Source organism: Flavobacterium ovatum (assembly GCF_040703125.1).
Taxonomy (GTDB): Bacteria; Bacteroidota; Bacteroidia; order Flavobacteriales; family Flavobacteriaceae; genus Flavobacterium; species Flavobacterium ovatum.
Map to the genome: position 1 here is coordinate 1,013,114 of NZ_CP160035.1, position 17,751 is coordinate 1,030,864.

General features: G+C 34.6%; 13 protein-coding genes and 1 pseudogene. 2 read left to right on the plus strand and 12 right to left on the minus strand.

The genetic code is table 11. The features are described from left to right. Positions 1-24: 24 nt before the first annotated feature. Positions 25-357: a single-stranded DNA-binding protein gene (gene ssb / locus ABZP37_RS04530; protein WP_366185987.1), complete on the plus strand. Its 333-nt coding sequence runs from the start codon at positions 25-27 to the stop codon at positions 355-357. A gap of 74 nt (positions 358-431) precedes the next feature. On the opposite strand, the gene ABZP37_RS04535 is transcribed toward ssb, so the two are convergent. From ABZP37_RS04535 to ABZP37_RS04560, 6 genes are all read right to left on the minus strand, one after another. Next, positions 432-1,907 (minus strand): sulfatase-like hydrolase/transferase, encoded by a 1,476-nt coding sequence (locus ABZP37_RS04535; RefSeq protein WP_366185989.1) that lies wholly within the window; start codon positions 1,905-1,907, stop codon positions 432-434. An 89-nt stretch (positions 1,908-1,996) separates the two neighbouring features. After that, entirely contained in the window at positions 1,997-3,511 is a 1,515-nt protein-coding gene (locus ABZP37_RS04540; protein WP_366185991.1) for an alpha-L-fucosidase, read from the minus strand. Between the two features lie 3 nt (positions 3,512-3,514). After that, positions 3,515-4,936 (minus strand): glycoside hydrolase family 28 protein, encoded by a 1,422-nt coding sequence (locus tag ABZP37_RS04545; RefSeq protein ID WP_366185993.1) that lies wholly within the window; start codon positions 4,934-4,936, stop codon positions 3,515-3,517. Positions 4,937-5,194: 258 nt separating this feature from the next. After that, positions 5,195-6,976: an arylsulfatase gene (locus tag ABZP37_RS04550; protein ID WP_366185995.1), complete on the minus strand. Its 1,782-nt coding sequence runs from the start codon at positions 6,974-6,976 to the stop codon at positions 5,195-5,197. 3 nt (positions 6,977-6,979) lie between these two features. Beyond that, positions 6,980-9,496 (minus strand): sugar-binding domain-containing protein, encoded by a 2,517-nt coding sequence (locus tag ABZP37_RS04555; RefSeq protein ID WP_366185996.1) that lies wholly within the window; start codon positions 9,494-9,496, stop codon positions 6,980-6,982. Positions 9,497-9,518: 22 nt separating this feature from the next. After that, positions 9,519-10,781, minus strand: a complete 1,263-nt coding sequence (locus ABZP37_RS04560; RefSeq protein WP_366185998.1) for a family 43 glycosylhydrolase — start codon at positions 10,779-10,781, stop codon at positions 9,519-9,521. A gap of 330 nt (positions 10,782-11,111) precedes the next feature. On the opposite strand from ABZP37_RS04560, the gene ABZP37_RS04565 reads away from it, so the two are divergent. Next, complete coding sequence (locus tag ABZP37_RS04565; protein WP_366186000.1) at positions 11,112-12,728, plus strand: tetratricopeptide repeat protein; 1,617 nt, start codon at positions 11,112-11,114, stop codon at positions 12,726-12,728. Between the two features lie 66 nt (positions 12,729-12,794). Here ABZP37_RS04565 and ABZP37_RS04570 read toward each other — a convergent pair whose 3' ends face one another. From ABZP37_RS04570 to ABZP37_RS04595, 6 genes and pseudogenes are all read right to left on the minus strand, one after another. Further along, positions 12,795-12,953 (minus strand): hypothetical protein, encoded by a 159-nt coding sequence (locus tag ABZP37_RS04570; protein WP_366186001.1) that lies wholly within the window; start codon positions 12,951-12,953, stop codon positions 12,795-12,797. 69 nt (positions 12,954-13,022) lie between these two features. Next, positions 13,023-13,531, minus strand: a pseudogene (locus ABZP37_RS04575) (ferritin). Positions 13,532-13,666: 135 nt separating this feature from the next. After that, the gene (locus tag ABZP37_RS04580) at positions 13,667-14,914 is read right to left on the minus strand and encodes an OmpA family protein (protein WP_366186003.1); all 1,248 of its coding nucleotides are present in this window, start codon (positions 14,912-14,914) and stop codon (positions 13,667-13,669) included. A 297-nt stretch (positions 14,915-15,211) separates the two neighbouring features. Then, on the minus strand, positions 15,212-15,898 hold the full coding sequence (locus ABZP37_RS04585; RefSeq protein WP_366186005.1) for an HAD family hydrolase: 687 nt from the start codon (positions 15,896-15,898) through the stop codon (positions 15,212-15,214). Continuing rightward, positions 15,895-16,782, minus strand: a complete 888-nt coding sequence (locus tag ABZP37_RS04590) for a DMT family transporter (RefSeq protein WP_366186006.1) — start codon at positions 16,780-16,782, stop codon at positions 15,895-15,897. Before ABZP37_RS04590 ends, ABZP37_RS04585 begins: the two co-directional genes overlap by 4 nt. 151 nt (positions 16,783-16,933) lie before the next feature. Then, a complete protein-coding gene (locus tag ABZP37_RS04595; protein WP_366186008.1) occupies positions 16,934-17,557 on the minus strand; it encodes a transposase in 624 nt (207 codons plus the stop codon). Positions 17,558-17,751: the final 194 nt, after the last annotated feature.

Here is a 17,751-nt window from a genome sequence, read left to right on the forward strand (position 1 = left end):
TAAAACATTTTAAATTTATACGCCATGAATGCATTAAGAAACAAAGTACAATTAATTGGACACTTAGGAAATGACCCAGAAATCAAAAATTTTGAGGGTGGGAAAAAGTTAGCCAACTTTACATTAGCCACAAATGAAAGTTACAAAAATGAAAAAGGAGAAAAAGTAGAAGAAACCCAATGGCACAAAGTTGTAGCTTGGGGGAAAACTGCCGAAATTATTGAAAAGTATGTCACTAAAGGCAAAGAAATTGCAGTAGAAGGAAAGCTAACACACCGTACCTATGATGATAAAAACGGAGAAAAACGTTATATCACAGAAGTTGTGGTCTCTGAGCTTTTGATGTTAGGGAAGTAGTGAGTACAAAATTTAAAAGTAAATCCCCATTTTAGTCCTTAAACTAAAGTGGGGATTTTATATGAAAAATGGTTTTATTCAATAATCAAAAGCTTTTGCTTTTTAGCTTTTTCGTGTAAATCATCATACAGTTTTTTATACATTTCCAATCGCTTTTTTTGGTAAGGACCTGCTTGTAAAAAGCTATTTGATATATTGCCTTGGTTCCATTCGTTCCAGAGTTTTGCCATAGCTGCTTTATCTTTTGCCGAATTAGATACAATATTGGTTGACTCATAAGGATCTTTCTCCATGTCAAATAACTCTGGTTGGACATTTTTACCATATCCCTCAAGTAAGTATTTCGTTTTTTCTGTTCGCACTGACCATGCTTTTCCATCGTCCATTCTCCAAAATAAGGCATCATGTGGCGTTCCTTTTTTAGCTCCTGTTAGGAACGGAATCAAGTTGGTTCCTTCTAGTTTTTCGCCTGATGTATCTCCATTTCCTAGCGCTACAGCCGTTGCCGAGATATCCAAAGAGGATACTAATCCTTCAAAAACACCTTTTTTCAAATTCCCATTTGGCCAATGTAAAAAGAAAGGAACATGAGAACCTCCTTCGTGCATACTACCTTTTCCGCCCACAAATGGACCGTTGAAAGCAAAACCATGACCTTGCTTTTCAGCTCTTGGGCCACCATTGTCCGACAAGAAGAATATTAAAGTGTTGTCATATTTTCCAGAATCTTTCAAAGCTTTAATAATAATACCAACTCCTTCGTCCATTTTGTCAATCATGGCAGCATACACTCTACGTTGCGGATCTTTGATATTCTTATATTTGTCAATCGTTTCTTTAGGTGCTTCTAGTGGTAAATGTGGCGCATTATAGGCCATATACAAACAGAATGGTTTTTTGCTGTCACCAATAAATTTTGCCGCATCTTTACTAAGTGCTGTAGTTAAATATTCATTGAATTCTCCTGCTTTATCATTACGTGTCAAAGGATGGTAACTGCCCTCATTAGCGCTATATGCTGGTTCTCCTGTTTTTTCAGAAACTAATGGCGCAACGGTTTTTACATTTTCGGGAAAGTAGGAGTGACCGCCTGCCAAAAATCCGTAGAAATAATCAAAACCGCGATTGTTTGGATGAAAAGGTTCTGAACCTCCCATATGCCATTTTCCTATTATTCCCGTGGTGTAACCCGATTTTTTGAGTCGGTTGGCAAAGGTTTGTTCGGTTAATGGTAAACCGTTGTACATGTCAAATGGCGAGTTGGTCAAATTGATTTCCAATCCAAAACGGGCTTGATAGCGTCCTGTAAGTAGACCCGCACGTGAAGGGCCACAGTACGGATGCGTCACATAACCGTTTTTGAAAATCACACCATTCTTTGCCAATTTATCTAAATTTGGCGTCTTGATTTCGGTAGAACCTGTAAATCCTACATCGCCATATCCTAAGTCATCGGCTAAGATTACTAGGATATTTGGTTTTTCTTGCGCCGTTGTTTTGATGGTGATTACCAGAACTAAACATGCTAATAAATAATGTATTTTTCTCATTTTAAGGCTTTCAAGGTGTTTTTTATTTTTAGACTTTAATCAATGCTTTTGGTTTATTTTCGAAAATGATTTAGCTTAGAAAGCAATGCTTATTTTTTGAATTTGATTTTAAATGCAAAAGCTTCTTCGCAAGGTTTGTTGCCTTTTACAGTGATTTTTAAACCTGAAGCAGATTGCTTCCAATCCAATTTGTTTTTTCCGCTTACAAAAGTTACCGATTCTACTTTTCGTTTATCGTATTCATTATTAGTAGCCAAAGATTTGATGTTGAAAACGCCATCTTTTGACCAACCTAAAGCTGTTGCATACAATACATCACCGTTTGTAGTGAAACGAATGTCTTCAAAACCGGCGTCTTTGTTGTTCTTTTCGGTATGGTTTCCTTTGTCTACTTTGGTTGGACCTTCGCCATAAATTTTCCAAGGGCGAGTATTAAAAATCACCTCGTCATTAACAGAAAGCCATTCTCCCATAGTAGCCAAAATTTTCTTGGCAGGATCTGGAATTGTTCCGTCTGCTTTTGGTCCTATATTCAATAGTAAACAACCATTTTTACTCACAATGTCAATCAATTCATCTAGTAGATAATCGGCTGTTTTGTACTCTTCATTGTCGATGTATCCCCAAGATATTTTACCAATAGAGGTATCTGTTTGCCAAGGATATTTGTTGATATTGTCCATGCGACCACGCTCCAAATCTAGAACAATTAAATCTTCTGGGAAAGAAGGGTATTTCATGTTTTTGTCTTGAAAAACGACTTCTTTATTCCATTCTTCTCCTTTGTTGTAATAGTACGAAAGGATTTTTTTGTGTACGGGTTCAAAACCAGCATCATCCAAACCGTAATCAAACCAAAGCAAATCGGGTTTGTAATTGTCAATAATATCGGTTGTTCTGTTCCACCAAAGGTTCAAATATTGTTTTGTTGGCGCAGCTCCTGGTTCAACAGGTTCTCCGTATAGATCAAAATATCTAGGATCATTAGTATCCCAAGTTGGGTCGTTTTTGTAGTAATACAAACGGTTGTAAGCAAAGTGCGATGACATACCAAACTTTAATCCTTGTGTTTTACAAGCATCGGCTAGCATTTTCATCACGTCTTTTTTAGGCCCTGTTTCTACAACATTCCATCGTGTTACTTTAGAGTTGTACATGGCGTATCCATCGTGGTGTTCTCCAACAGGAACTACATAACGTGCACCTGATTTTTTGAATAACGCAATCCATTCTTCAGCATCAAATTTCTCTGCTTTGAACATCGGAATGAAGTCTTTGTATCCGAATTTTGAAGGGTCACCATAATGTTCTCTATGATAGCTGTACGGATTCATGCCTCCTTTATTCCACTTTTGGTCGTAAATTCCTTTAGGGAATTTTTCACTACTATAGGCAGGAACGGCGTAAGGTCCCCAATGTAAAAAAATTCCAAATTTGGCATCTTTAAACCATTCTGGTACTTTGTAACCTGCACGAATCGATTCCCAACTGTCGTCGTACTTCTTTTTGATTGTTTGCGGTTTGTTTTGTGCACCAATGTTGAGGCTAAGTGCTAAACAAAATACCAAGGCTTTTTTGTACATACTAATTTTATTTACTGTCATTTATTAATTTACATCCTCTAACACAATTTCTTTTCGTTTATCACTGTTTTGCAAAGAGAAATGGATGTTTTTTGTTTCTAATTTTTCGATGTGTCGGGCGTACATACCAAAAGCAGGAACGGCGCCAAGTTTTGTGAATTCAGGATACTGTAACTCATTTTCGGGAACTATAATTTCGCTGTCTTTTTCAGTTCCGCCGCCTGGTAAACTGATTTTGATGTTTTTCAATTTGATATTCCCAATTTTATGGTTGGGTGTACCGGTGAAAAAGAAACCAACGGTAGGTTTGATTCGGCAATCTTCCAATTTTCTAGAAACGGCATTAATGTTAGAAATAACTACATTATTAATAGTTCCTACGGGTTGTTTGGGTGCGTCACGATAGACCAATCCTCGTTCGCCTAAGCGAATGAAAATCGGCATTTCTACATTTTCCATTTTGATGTTGTCTATCAAAACGTTGTTGATATTGGCTCCATCAACACTCAAAATTTTGATTCCGCCACCTCTTGTATCATGTATAAAACAATCTTTTACAGTAATGTCTCTAAAATCGCCCATGGATTCGGTACCAAATTTTATAGCACCCCATTCGCTTTTAATTTTACAATTAAGCACTTTTATATTTTGTGTCGGTTTTGGGCTGGTTGTTTTAAAACATATCGCATCGTCTCCAGAATCAATCGTACAATTTTTAATCAATCCGTTTGTGCTAGAATCAATATCTATGGCATCATTATTTTGATTGGCGTGACTGTGAATATCAATTTTATCGACCACAAAATTGTTGCATTGAAAGATGTGCAATGTCCAAGCAGCAGGCTGACGAAGGTGGATGTCCTTTAATAAAATTGTACTGGAACGAACCAAACGAACCAAAAACGGACGGTCAAATTTTTTGACTTTTCCGCCGTCATACAAAGCACTTTCTTTTAAGTCCAGTTGCGACAGCTTTTCTTTTTCGCCGATGCGTTTTAGTGTTTCTTCTACTTTTTTGGGTGTAAAAAGTTCTCCTCGGCCATCGATAGTACCTTTCCCAATAATCCCGATGTTTTTTACATCTATGGCTCCAACCAAACATTTTCCGCGCAGTTGTCCTGTGGCATCTACAAAAGGATCAATGCTAATGTAATCATTTGGGTTGTCGCTACCCAAAAGTGTTGTATTGTTCTCTACTTTTAGAGTTACATTATCTTTTAATAACAGCGTACCCGAAATGTAGATTCCGTCTTCAATAAGAACAGTTCCTCCGCCAGCTTGATTACAAGCGTCAATTGCAGACTGAATGGCTTTTGTATTTAGCGTATTGTTATCTCCTTTGGCTCCAAAATCACGAACATCCCAAGTTTTTTTTGTTTGGAAATTGAAAAAGGAAATTACGACAATTGCAATTAGTGCCATTTTAAGAAGCGTATTGTTTTTCATTTGTGTCTTCACGTTTAGAAGGTGAGTGTAATCCAATTTCTGGATATACAAAAATGAAGAATAGTATCTGTTTTTTGTTTAACAGATGATTTTGATGCTAAGCTATATGGTTTTCTAAATAAAAGAATACCTTGAAAAGTTGAAATGTATCCTTAAAATATACCTACAAAGACATACTGTTTTGAATGAAAGTTTTTGAAAATAAAAAATCCGATTTCGGATAGCTCCAAAATCGGATTTTTACATGATTTTTTTAAACTATTCAATCAATGAAATATAAGTGTAATAAACGCCGTATTTGTTTTTTCCTTCGATAAAATCGTTAGCCAAAAAGGTTTTTCCCTTTTCGAGATTGACTTCAAAATTCACTTCTACATCTTCCTTTTGAATTTGTTTTTCTAATAACTGGCTTTGAATTTGAATCCTAACTTTGGTAGGTTTTATTGTTTTGTAAGTAAACCAGTTTTTAGGGTTTTCGTTTGGAATTCCCCAAATTTCTGCGGGACATTCTTTTGGCCATCTGCGGCAGGAAATACGATATTTTCCTTTCTTGGCCACTTCGATTGCGTGCATGTTGTTGCTGTTTTTCATTCCTTCAGCGACTTGTTCACTTTTCCAAATTCCATCGTCATCACCAATGGCATGCTGGATCGTTAATTTGATTTCCTTTTGTTCAGGATTTCCAATAATTGCAGCGGGCATTTGGTAGTACTCTGGATTGGTTTTGGTATGGATTAGAAAATTAGAATTATTAGCCAACAACTGTTGCACTATTGCAGGATGTTGTGCAGCAATATCGTTTTTTTGCATTTTATCTGTGTTCATATCATAGAGTTCCTTACCATTAATCAACCTCCAATTGTCTTTGATAAGGCAAGTTTCGTCTACATCCATCGGTGGACGCCAGTCTTGTCTATTGTGTACAAAAACCGTACGGTCTTGGTTGGCTTTTTCTTTTTGTAGCAAAACAGGCCCTAAATCGATTCCATCCATTTGTTGGTTTTTTGGCATTGTTAAATTGCAAAGCGAAGCCAAGGTGGGTAATAAATCAACATGGGCTGCTGTAGCATCCAAATCTTTCCCTCCACTTATTTTTCCATCTTTCCATCGAATGAAAAAAGGCACACGGTGACCTCCATCTGTTTTGGAACCTTTTCTACCATTATACCCTTTGTTATACCCAATTTTTCCATCGGGGCTTATTCCGTTTGCAGTGCCGTTATCGGTCATGTAAATCAGAATGGTGTTGTCTGTGAGTTTATTCTTTTTTAAGAAAGCTTCCAGTTTACCAAAATTCTCATCAATATTTGCCAGCATTCCGTAGTATTCGGCGCTAACAATTTGTTTGTTTTTAGCTAACTCTCGGTACGGCTTTGCATATTTCTCCTCTACGTACAATGGACCGTGCGGCGCATTGGTGGGTAAGTAGATAAAAAACGGCTTGTCTTTGTTTTTGGTGATAAATTGCATCGTTTGATCAAACCAAACATCGGTGCAATAGCCTTGAAATTGTTTGGGTTCGTTATTTACAAAATAGGTGTCATTAAAATAATTGTTTCCCCAATAATCGGAAAGTTCCCCTACGCCACCTGCTTTGTGTTGTACCACAACGTCAAAACCGCTATCCGTTGGTCGAACTGGATAGTTGTCTCCCAAATGCCATTTGCCAAACATTCCTGTTATGTATCCATTTTGACTAAAAATATCTGCAATAGTAGATGGGTTTCCAGACAATGCATCTCGGCCTTTGTAAGTTGCCCAAGCCCCATTATTGATAGGATATCGCCCAGTCATGAGCGCGCCACGAGTGGGAGCACATAACGGACTTACATGAAAGTCGGTCATGCGTACCGCTTGTTTGTAAAAGCTATCTATGTTTGGTGTTTTTAACCAAGGGTTTCCTTGACAAGCCAAATCGCCTATGCCTTGGTCGTCTGTTAAAATTAGAATGACGTTGGGTTGTTTTTGGTTAATAGCCTTTTGTTGTGAATATAAGTTAACAAATAAGCACAGTGTGAGTATTAGGGCTATTTTTTTCATCTTTTATTTTTTTGTGCTTATTGAAATTGTTTCACTTTTAAATTGGTCAGAATTTGCAGTGATTTTTGTTTTCCCTGTTTTTCCGTGTAGGGATTGTACAATCATTAAAGCACGTCCTTGACTTGTAGTAAGTCTATTAGATTGAAAATTCTGGATGTTGCTTGCCGCACCATTGTCTACTCCTAAAATTTTTAAATCCCCTTGTACATCAAAAGTAACCTTAGTATCCTCAGTTTTCACTTCGTTACCCGCTTTATCTAGTAGTTGAACGATAATATGCGCTACATCATATCCATCAGCAGTTAAGGTAGTTTTATCCGTTGTGATTTTTAAACTTGTTGGAGCCGAGCTTGTTTTGATCTTTGAAGTTATTTCTTGACCGTCAAAACCTGCTTTGGCTGTAATTGTTCCTTCTTCAAAAGGAACAACCCAACGAAAAATTCGCTCTGGACTATCATTCATACTACGACTGCCTAATGATCTTCCGTTTACGAACAATTCTACTTGAGCATAGTTTGATGCTACTTCAACTACAATAGGTTCTCCTTTTTTGTAATTCCAATGCATATTAGAATCACGCCATTTGTACGACCCTTTGTTTTTTGGTACAGCTTGTCCCGTGATATCATCTACTGTAAACCCGGATTCTTTGATAGGCAATGTTCCGATAGAAATGTGCGGTTTGTTTACCCAAATACTTTTGAAATAATTAAAACCTTGGTATTTAAATCCTGCTAAATCTAAGATGTCACCCCAGCCACTTTTTTCAGGCCATTTTTGATCACGTTCCCCAATATAATCAATTCCTGTCCACATGTACATACTAAAAACCCCAGGATATTCAATCACTTGTTTCCAGTCATCCCATGTGCCAGGGTTTTCGTTAATAGTAACTTGTTTGTGTGGGAAGTGTTTTTGTGCCCATGGTAAGATTAAGTTTCTATAACTGTAACCGACTAAATCTACGGCATCTGCATAGCCACTCACATGGCTTATTTGAGGAATAACCAAATTGGCAGTTGTAGGGCGAGTATTATCTAATTCTTTTACCCAAGCGTTTAGTCTTCTTGCTGTTTCTTCTAAGAGATATTTACCTTTGACTTCTTTATCATATCTTTCTTTTAATTGTTCTGGAGTGAATTTTGGTAAACTTCCCCAGAATTCTCCAGAGTCTTGAGGGTCTTTGCGGTCTGTCCAGAATCCTGTTGCATATCGATATTCAAGATAAGTCCATTCAATTTCATTACCAATACTCCATTGATAAACAGATGGATGATTTCTGTCTCGTAGTATGGTGCGTTTTAAGTCACTTTCTCCCCATTTTTGAAAATGATTGGTATAACCGCGTGTAATGCTATCTTTAATGCGGTCATGATAATTCAAACGTTTGTCTTTTGGATAATCTAATTCATCAAAAATTTCATCTTGAACTAAGAATCCCATTTCATCGCATAGATCCAAAAACTCTTGTGAATAGGGGTTATGCGAAGTACGGATTGCATTTACTCCAGCCTCTTTTAAGCTTTTTAATCGACGAGCCCAAACGCCTTTTGGTACGGCAGCTCCAACAAGACCTGCATCGTGATGCAAACAAACTCCTTTTACCAAAGTTTCTTTTCCGTTCAAGAAAAAGCCTTCTCCAGCCGTAAAACGTAAGGAACGAATTCCAAACGGAGTGGTATACGTTTCTAAAGTTTTCCCGTTTAACTTAATTTCTGAAATTACTTTGTATCTATTTGGCGTTTCAATATCCCATAATTGAGGATTTTTAACGTGAATATATTGTGTAAAAGCTTGTTCTTTATTGCCGTCAATAAGTAGTTTTTCTTGATTTTTAGCGACTTGTTTTCCTTTTTCATTCAGGATTTTAGTGACCAAAGTAAATTCAGTTTTTGAATTTAGCTTATTTTTAATTTTGGTTTCAATTTGAACAGTTGCTTGTTCTTTGGTTACTTTTGGTGTAGTTACATAAGTTCCCCAAATAGGAATGTGTACCGAATTTAGAACTACCAATTTTACATTTCTATAAATTCCACTTCCTGTGTACCATCTACAATCGGCATAACGTGTATGATCAACCTTTACAGCGATCACATTATCCCCTGATTTATTCAAATAAGGTGTTAAATCAAAATAAAAGGGTGTATAACCATATGGGTTTTCACCTAATTTTTTTCCGTTTAACCAAACTTCGGAATTATTGTACACACCATCAAACAGTACAAAAGCCGATTGTCCTGATTTTAGGTCTAAAGCAAAATGTTTGCGGTACCAACCTAAACCACCAGGTAGATACCCTGTAGCGCCTTCCAATTTTTCGTCAAATGGAGCTTCAATACTCCAATCATGTGGAAGGTTTAGCTTTCGCCATTGGGCGTCGTTTAGTTCCTTTGCAAAAGCATCTTTCTTTTGGTCTAATGAAAATTTCCAACCAAAATTAAAATCTGATTCCCTACTGTGTTGGGCATAAGTGAAAAGCGTAAATGCTAAAAAGGATAATAGAAAAATTTTTATTTTCATGGCTTCAAAAATAGGAGTTAATTTATTGGGTTTTATTTTCTTGTTGGATGCGTTGTTTTTGTTTGTTGCTAAGGCCTTGCTTGAGATAAACGTCAACAGCATGATTTACTCGGTGTTCTTTCATTTCTGGGTCATTCAAGTCTTGACTCAAATCGCAATCAAAACGCACCATAATAGAATGGTTTTTGCCTTTTTCCCCTTGATTGATAAAATGAGATAAGCCCCAACTGATTCCTCTTCCGTCTTTAGTGTCTGTAAAAGCATCTGGTACAAATGGTGCTGCGGCATAGGGCATCAATTCGGTAATAGCAGCAATGTTGAAATTTACACCATCTTCAGCAAACTGGACTGTGTTGTGTTCGTTTCCATCTTTATAGACCAAAGCTGCAATTCCGTTTTTAAAAGGAAATAAAGAGGTTTCATGGCCAGAAGAAATTACTGGATTTAATACGTTTTTAGTAAAAGGTCCTAAAGGATTTTCGGCTGTTGCCAAACCTTGCATTCGAACCCAATGAGGAGCAATTCCGGTATCTGACTTATAGTATAAGTAAATTTTACCTTTATACACTAACGGATATGGATCATGAATAGAAAACTGATCCCATTCGTTTTTAGCTCCGTTTGGAATTACAATTTTGTTGTGTGCTACCCAAGGCCCATCTGGGGAATCAGAGTATGAAACCGCAACAGGGCAGTCATCCCCTCTTTTTCCACTGGCTTCCATAAATCCTTGGTAGTATAAATAAAATTTTCCTTTCCAAACAAGAATATCAGGAGTAGTAACGGCTCGCCAACCTATAAAAGGTTTTTGTGGTCTTTTGACTGCAACGCCAATTTCCTTCCAGTTAAATCCATCACTGCTAGTGGCATACCAAATTTCGGCTAAATCCCAATCCGATGACGGAATGGTTTCACTACTTTTGTCGGCTCCTTGAGGAGGAGTTGCTGTATTTCTGTAGGTGTACCAAACATAATATTTTCCGTTATGAAAAATTATCTTTGAAGGATCGCGTCGGCTAATTTTTCCGTCATGATTATTATAATCAAAGCCTTTTATTTCGGTGTATTTGAACTGTGAAAAAAGTTCATTGTCTTCAGGCTTTGGAGCAGGATAATTGTCATACAGCCTTTCCATAGCCAAACTAAGTTTTCTATTTGGTTTTTCTTTTGGTAACATAAAAGGAAAGCCAGAAGTATTAGTCTGCGAATAGCTATTTACCGTAAATAAAATTAGAAACAGGAATATAGACTTCTTTAAAAAGAATATTTTTTTTGATTTATTCATTCTGTAATATTTGGTTAGGTGTGAATTGTAGATTTTAAAAATCAATCCTCAAATTTAATTATAAGCTTTGGATGTACAGTAAAAACTACATAGACAAATCATGAACAAGCCACTTTATTTGCAGAAAAAAAACAGATATGAACTAGACAAGGCTTAATAAAATGAGTATTTAAGTAGAATTTTGAATATTGAAGATTCTTATTTCTGTTTTTTTGATTTAGTGTTTATTATATGCGTTATTCAGAAAATTGAAATTGCTTTTATTGGAGAATTTTAAATGCAACCGTAAAAAAGGGTTTAAGATATACTTTGACTGATAAGTTTGTATATTTGAATCATTTATTTCTTATTTCTGAGCAGTTTGTTATGCGTTTAACTATGTACTACAGTTTGATTACTTTGTTGTTTTTTATCTCATTAAGAGGTCAGAAAATGGACAATGATGATCAGTTATATAAAAAAGGAGAAGCGCTAAGGTTGGTTCGTCCTGAGAAGGCTGTTTTGTTTTTTCAAAAAAGTTATGAATTAGCTTTAGAAAAGAAAGATACTATAAGCGCCATAAAAGGCTTGATTGTTATCGCTGATGTACATGCGCATAATGTTAATTATAGTAAAGCTTATGATACCTATTGGAAAGCTTTATTATTGGCCAAAAAAATAGAATCCAAAATTTGGTCTGGTCGAGTCTATTATAGACTAGGCTTTTTATACAGCTTTTTCAAAAGAGATTCTATTACTTTAAAGTATTTCAACTTAGCGTTAAAAAGTGATAAAGTACTATATCAAACAAAAAAAATACCTACAGGCTATATTTTAAGTGATTATTTTGCTTTTGTTAATTTTTACCGTACTAATGGTAAATATGATATAGCTCAAAAGTATCTTGATAGTTCAATGCATTTTCATTCTAAAAATAATAATAAAAGTTATTATGTTAATATAGAACGAGGTTTTTTGTTGTCTCAAAAAGGAGAATATGGTAAAGGTTTTGAAATTCTTCTTGCTGAAAAAGCAAAACTTAAAACCCAAAATGATCCTTATATAATAGTCGTTAATTATCTTTTGGGATATGTTCATCTACAGTTAGGAGAGTTTCAAAAGGGTGAAGATGCTTTTTTGGAATCATTAGAGGCTGCTGAAAAATTTAAAAGTCATGCGAATTATAAATTGATGAATTATGATGCTTTGGCTGAATTGTATTCAAAAACCAATCAGTATAAAAAAGCGTTTGAATACATGAAAACATCTAAAAATTTCAATGATGAAATTTTTGGAAGTAAAAGTAAAAGTAATCAAGAGCTACTGAATATTAAAGATAATTATAGACTGACAATTGAAAGTCAACAAAAGAGAGAAAAGGAACTTCGTTTAAAGGAATTTGAAAATGAGGAACGAATTGGTTTTTTAAAACTAACTGTTTTAGTAATCTTCCTAATTGTGGTAATTATTTTTAGTTATTTATTTGTTCGAAAACTTCGTCTAAAGCATCGACTAGAAAAGCAATGTCTGAATCAACGACAAAAAGATGAATTGGAATTAAAAAATAGAGAGCTTACTGTTTCCACATTACAATTGATAGAAAAAGAAGAGTTTTTATCCAGTTTAAATGAAAAAATTTCACAAAATAAAAAAGTAATGGATGTCGATACTATTCAAAGTATGTTGAAGTCCGTGAGAGGAAGTTCATTAGCCAACTGGAAAGAATTTGACACCCGTTTTACCAGTATTAATCAAAGTTTTTACCAAAAATTAAATGCTGAGTTCCCTGATTTGGGAACAACAGATCAAAAAATATGCTCCTTAATTAAACTAAATTTCTCGAGTAAAGAAATGGCAACCTTACTTGGTATTTCTGCTGAAAGTGTTTTTACGTCACGGTACCGTCTACGAAAAAAACTGAATCTTGATAAGGATGAAAATTTAGTAGAATTTATGAATCGGTTTTGAGTTTTATAGAATACTGTTTTAATAACAAATCCCAGTTAACATATGTATATTGTTAACTGGGATTTGTTATTCTAAGTCAAATCTAGGGCATTTCTTACAGCGATTGTCTTCTCCTTTTTTATATTTTTCACAACATTCTTCCTTACGGTCTTTTTGTTTTTTGCCGTTATCAAGGAGTTTTTTTTTACCTTTTTTCTTTTCTTTCTCTTTGTCTTTCTTTCCCAATTTGTATAAATTTAATAATCAAAAAGAGGTGAATCGTTGCTGACAGGAGTTTTAAATAAAGACCAATGGTTACGTATTGGAGCCATTAGTTGTTAGTTGTTGAATGTCTCTGTCAAACAAATACAAGCGACCCTTGTCATCACCTATAAGGTTGATTTTATCTAAGATAGTTTTAGCTTGAGATTCTTCTTCTACTTGTTCCGCTACGTACCATTGTAGGAAGTTGTGAGTAGCGTAGTCTTTTTCTAAAAAACTAAGATGTACCAATTCGTTAATAGATTCAGATACAAAGACTTCATGTTTGTATAGTTCTTCAAACATTTCTTGGAAAGTAACATAAGTTGTCTTAGGAGCATTTAATTCTGAGACTTGAGCATGACCTCCTCTTTCATTAATGTATTTTACAATCTTGAGCATATGCGCATGCGTTCTTCGTCTGATTGAGTATACATGAATTTAGAAATCCCTTCTAATCCATGAGTCTCTGCCCATGATGCCATTGAAAGATAGATTTGTGAAGATTCAGCTTCAATTCGAACCTGTTTGTTCAGTGCAGTTTCAATTTTTTTGGATAGCATAGTAAAGTGTTTCTTGTAAAGTTACAAAAAAACGATAAGTAAGATTTAGATTTAGGAGGTAATTTGCTTCAATATAGAGCAAAAAAAAAGCTCCAAAGAATTTCTTTGGAGCTTTAAGTATGTATGATAAAAAGATTATTTTATTTTGAAAGTAACTCTTCTTACTAATTGTCTAGCAGCATCAGAAGATTTATCAACTGAAGAATCTTCACCTGCAGCAACTACATTTAATCTTGAAGCAGCAATGTTAGATTTTAACAGCGTTTCTTTAACGTTGTTTGCTCTAGCAGCAGACAATTTGTTGTTGTATTGAGCTCCTCCAATTTCGTCAGCGTGACCAATAATATCAACTGAAGAAGAAGGGTTGTTTTTTAAATAATTAACAACATAAGAAAGAGCATCTGTAGATTCAGATGTAGGAGTTGTTTTGTTGAAGTCAAAAAACACACTCACATAACCACCGTTTACCAAATTTTTGATAGTTTCAGGATCTACTGAAGTAGTATTATTTGAAGTTTTGTATTTAGTGTCAATATACTTTTCGATTTCATCTGGAATTCCATTTTTGTTCAAGTCAATAGCACGACCTTTAGAGTCTACCATTGCACCAGACATTGTGTTAGGTTCAGCGTCTAAGTAATCAAGTACTCCGTCTCTGTCTGTGTCGTTATTCAATGCTTCAAGTTCGTCAACTCTTTGTTCTAGACTTAAAACACTTTCGTCTTTAAGGACTACCCAGTCAGCATGTTTTTCGTTTTTACCAATATAGTAAGTTATACCTACAGTACCGTTAAGTAATGTTGATTTAAAACCATTTGTAAAGGATGCACCTTGAGAATCAAATGTATATTCTTGTTTTGCGTTTAAAATTGTGCTAATGTCTCCTGTTAAAGCAAAATGGTTTGATAGTTTTACTTGTGCTGTTAAACCAGCCATAACGTTTACAGATAAATCTTTTACACTACCACCTCTAATCTGACCAACACCTGCACCTGCATGTGCTAAAAGTCCAATGGTGTTTGTCCAAGTTTGAAAGTCCATGATTCTACCCAAGTTAGCAACTCCTTGAATATCTCCTCTATAATAAGTGGAGTTAATAGAAGCTGTACCTTTTTTTTCTGTAAGATGATTGTAACCAAGATCAGCTTTGATACCAAATTTGTTGTTGATCATATATCTTACCCCTAAATCGATTGTATAAGGACTAATTAGGCTGAAAGAGTAACCAGGAGCAATATTGTTTACAGGTTTGTTGAAGCCTCCAGCTAATTCGACAGACCATTTGTTAAATGATTCGTTTACAGGTTTGGTGCTTTTCTCATTTTGTGCGCTTACTGTTGATACAGCAGTTGCAAATGCTAATGTAATTATAAGTCTTTTCATAAAATTGAATTTTTTGATAAAAATAGTTAATTTTTTTAAAAATAAAGTTTCAAAATTACATTTAAATTTTGTTTAATTCCTGTTAAATGTTAAAAGTTCAAATTTTTAAACATATAATTATCAATATAATTCCTATTTTATTATTAATGACTTAATATTTTAAGGTTTGAATTATGAGTTTTTGAATTTATTGATCGTAATTTTATGTATTTCTAATTTTATGTAAGATTGTTCTTTTAGAACGGGAAGTAATATTTTTTGACTTTTATTTCAAAAACCATTATTTAAATATAAGTTTTATCTTATTGTTTTTAAAATCTCATCGATCTTTTTGATACTTTTGAAGTTGCTATGTATAATTTTATGGTCTATTCGCTCATGTTCCCAAGTAGTATGGAAAGGAATATGTACAGCATGACCTCCAATTTCAAGTACAGGCAATACATCTGATTTTAAAGAATTGCCTATCATCAAAAACTCTTCTGGTTTTACTTCCAATCTTTTCAATAAATCTAAGTAATCAATCTGTTGTTTATCTGACATCACTTCAATATGATGAAAATATTTACCAAGTCCCGAATTGTGTAATTTTCTGCGTTGATCTAATAAATCACCTTTAGTCGCGACTACTAATTTGTATTTTCCGTATAAAGCTTCTAGTGTTTCTTCAACACCGTCTAATAATACAATGGGTTTGTCAAATAGGTCTTTTCCATATTGGATGATTTTTTCAATTGCCTCAATAGGGATGGTATTATTTGAAATCGTCATGGCGGCTTCAATCATGGATAGAATATAACCTTTGATTCCGTAGCCGTATCTTTGCAAGTTGTCAATTTCAATACGAAACAATTGTTGTGAAATACCTTGATGCGAAAGGTAGTCGCCCATCAAGGCACAGAATTTCTCCTCGGTTTCGGCAAAATAGGTTTCGTTTATAAATAAAGTGTCGTCGGCATCAAAAGCAATTACTTTCAAGTTCATGGTTTGGGTTTTAAATTTTGAAACGAAATAGTTTTAGCATAAAAAGTAATTCGTATTCCTAAAAGTAGAAAAACAGCGCCAATTATCCTAAACCAACCCATCTTTTCGTCTAAAAATAACCAAGCCAAAAATGTGGCTAGCACTGCTTGTCCCAATAAACTCAATGAAACTCTAGTAGCTCGCAAATGTTGAGTCGCATAACTTATTAATAACCAAGCAGTCAATTGACAAATGGCTCCTTGAACAAACAAAACAATCCAAGCTTCATTGGTAAACCCTGTAAATGATTCTTCAGTAAGCAAACAAATTAGTCCTAAAAATATACTTGATGACACCAGAACGATAGTCATAAAGGAAAGTACTTCTATTTTCGACAAAATATCTTTACTCATTAATATATAGGTAGCGTAAAGCATACCTGATAACAAAGCTAATGTAAAAGCCAAGTCAAAGTTGAGATTTGTAAATACCTCAAAACCAACTAACATTACCATCCCCAAAAGTGCGACTAGTGTTCCAATCCAAAAATTAGTAGCCGGTTTTTTTTTCAAAAATAAAAAAGAACCCAAGCCCACCCAAACAGGAGATAAGTTTGCCAATAAAGTAGCTTGAGTTGCCGATGATTGTTGAATAGCAACATTCCAAATCGCAATATCTGTCGCAAACACAATTCCCGAAATAATTGCTAATATTAAAATCTTGCAGTTCGGAAGTTGGAACTTTTTAGTGACTATAATATAAGGAAGTAGCAAAATAGCCGCAATAAACATTCGATAAAATGCCGAAATCAATCCGCCTGTCAATTGCAAACGTACCAAAATAGGAAAGATAGAGATACATAGTATTCCTATCGTTAAAGCTATTTTTGGTTTGGTATTGGTCATTTTTTGGTTTATTTAAAACAAATTTCACTGTAATTGTAAAGTGAAAATTTGAGATATGACTAGTCTTTTTATCATTAAGTTAGTTCAAGAAAGATTGTTTTGCTTAACAAGATATTTCTTTGTGGTTTTAAAAACATTTGATTTCTATTTTTCAATTGAAAAATCGATCTTCTTTCCAATTTGCCACATTGTTTTCGATGTAACTTTGAATTCGTTCAAACGAATCCGAATCGCGAATAATATTATCGTGAAAACGTTCTTGCCATTTAAAATCAACATGAATATAATGACTGTTTTTGGTTACTACCGATTTGTAAGAACGTATAATGGTTGAAATTGAACCTGATTTTGGTGAAATCATAGCCATTTGTTCGTCTTTATTACCGTTTTCGGTAGAGACGTTGCATTGCAACGTCTCTACACGCAACGTCTCTACACGCAACGTCTCTACACGCAACGTCTCTACACGCAACGCCTCCATATTATCTTTTTTATCAATAATCAATATTCCATGAATATGATTGGGCATTATCTGAAAATTTCCTAATTCCACAAACGGAAAATGTTTGGGAATGTCTAACCAAAATCGATTCGCCAATTGGCCAATTTCGGTAAATAGCATTTCGTTATTATTATTTACGGATACAATTTCGCCAAAAAAATGTTCTCGGTTTCCAGTACAAATGGTTATGAAATAAGCACCATTTTTTCCGTAATCCCAATTTTTTAAACGGCTGGAGGAGATGCGATATTTATTTTGGAATTTTTCAGACATTGTAGTATCGTTTGCGGTAGAGACGTTGCACTGCAACGTCACTTGATTGTGGACGTTAGCAATGACGAATATAATAAATATGTCAAAGACAAATGCATTACAAAAAAAGAATCATATTGGTTATAAAATTTTTGTGGTTAAACGATAAAATATTTTGCGTTTAAATAAAAAGAAGTTAAGGGTGAAAAGAAATT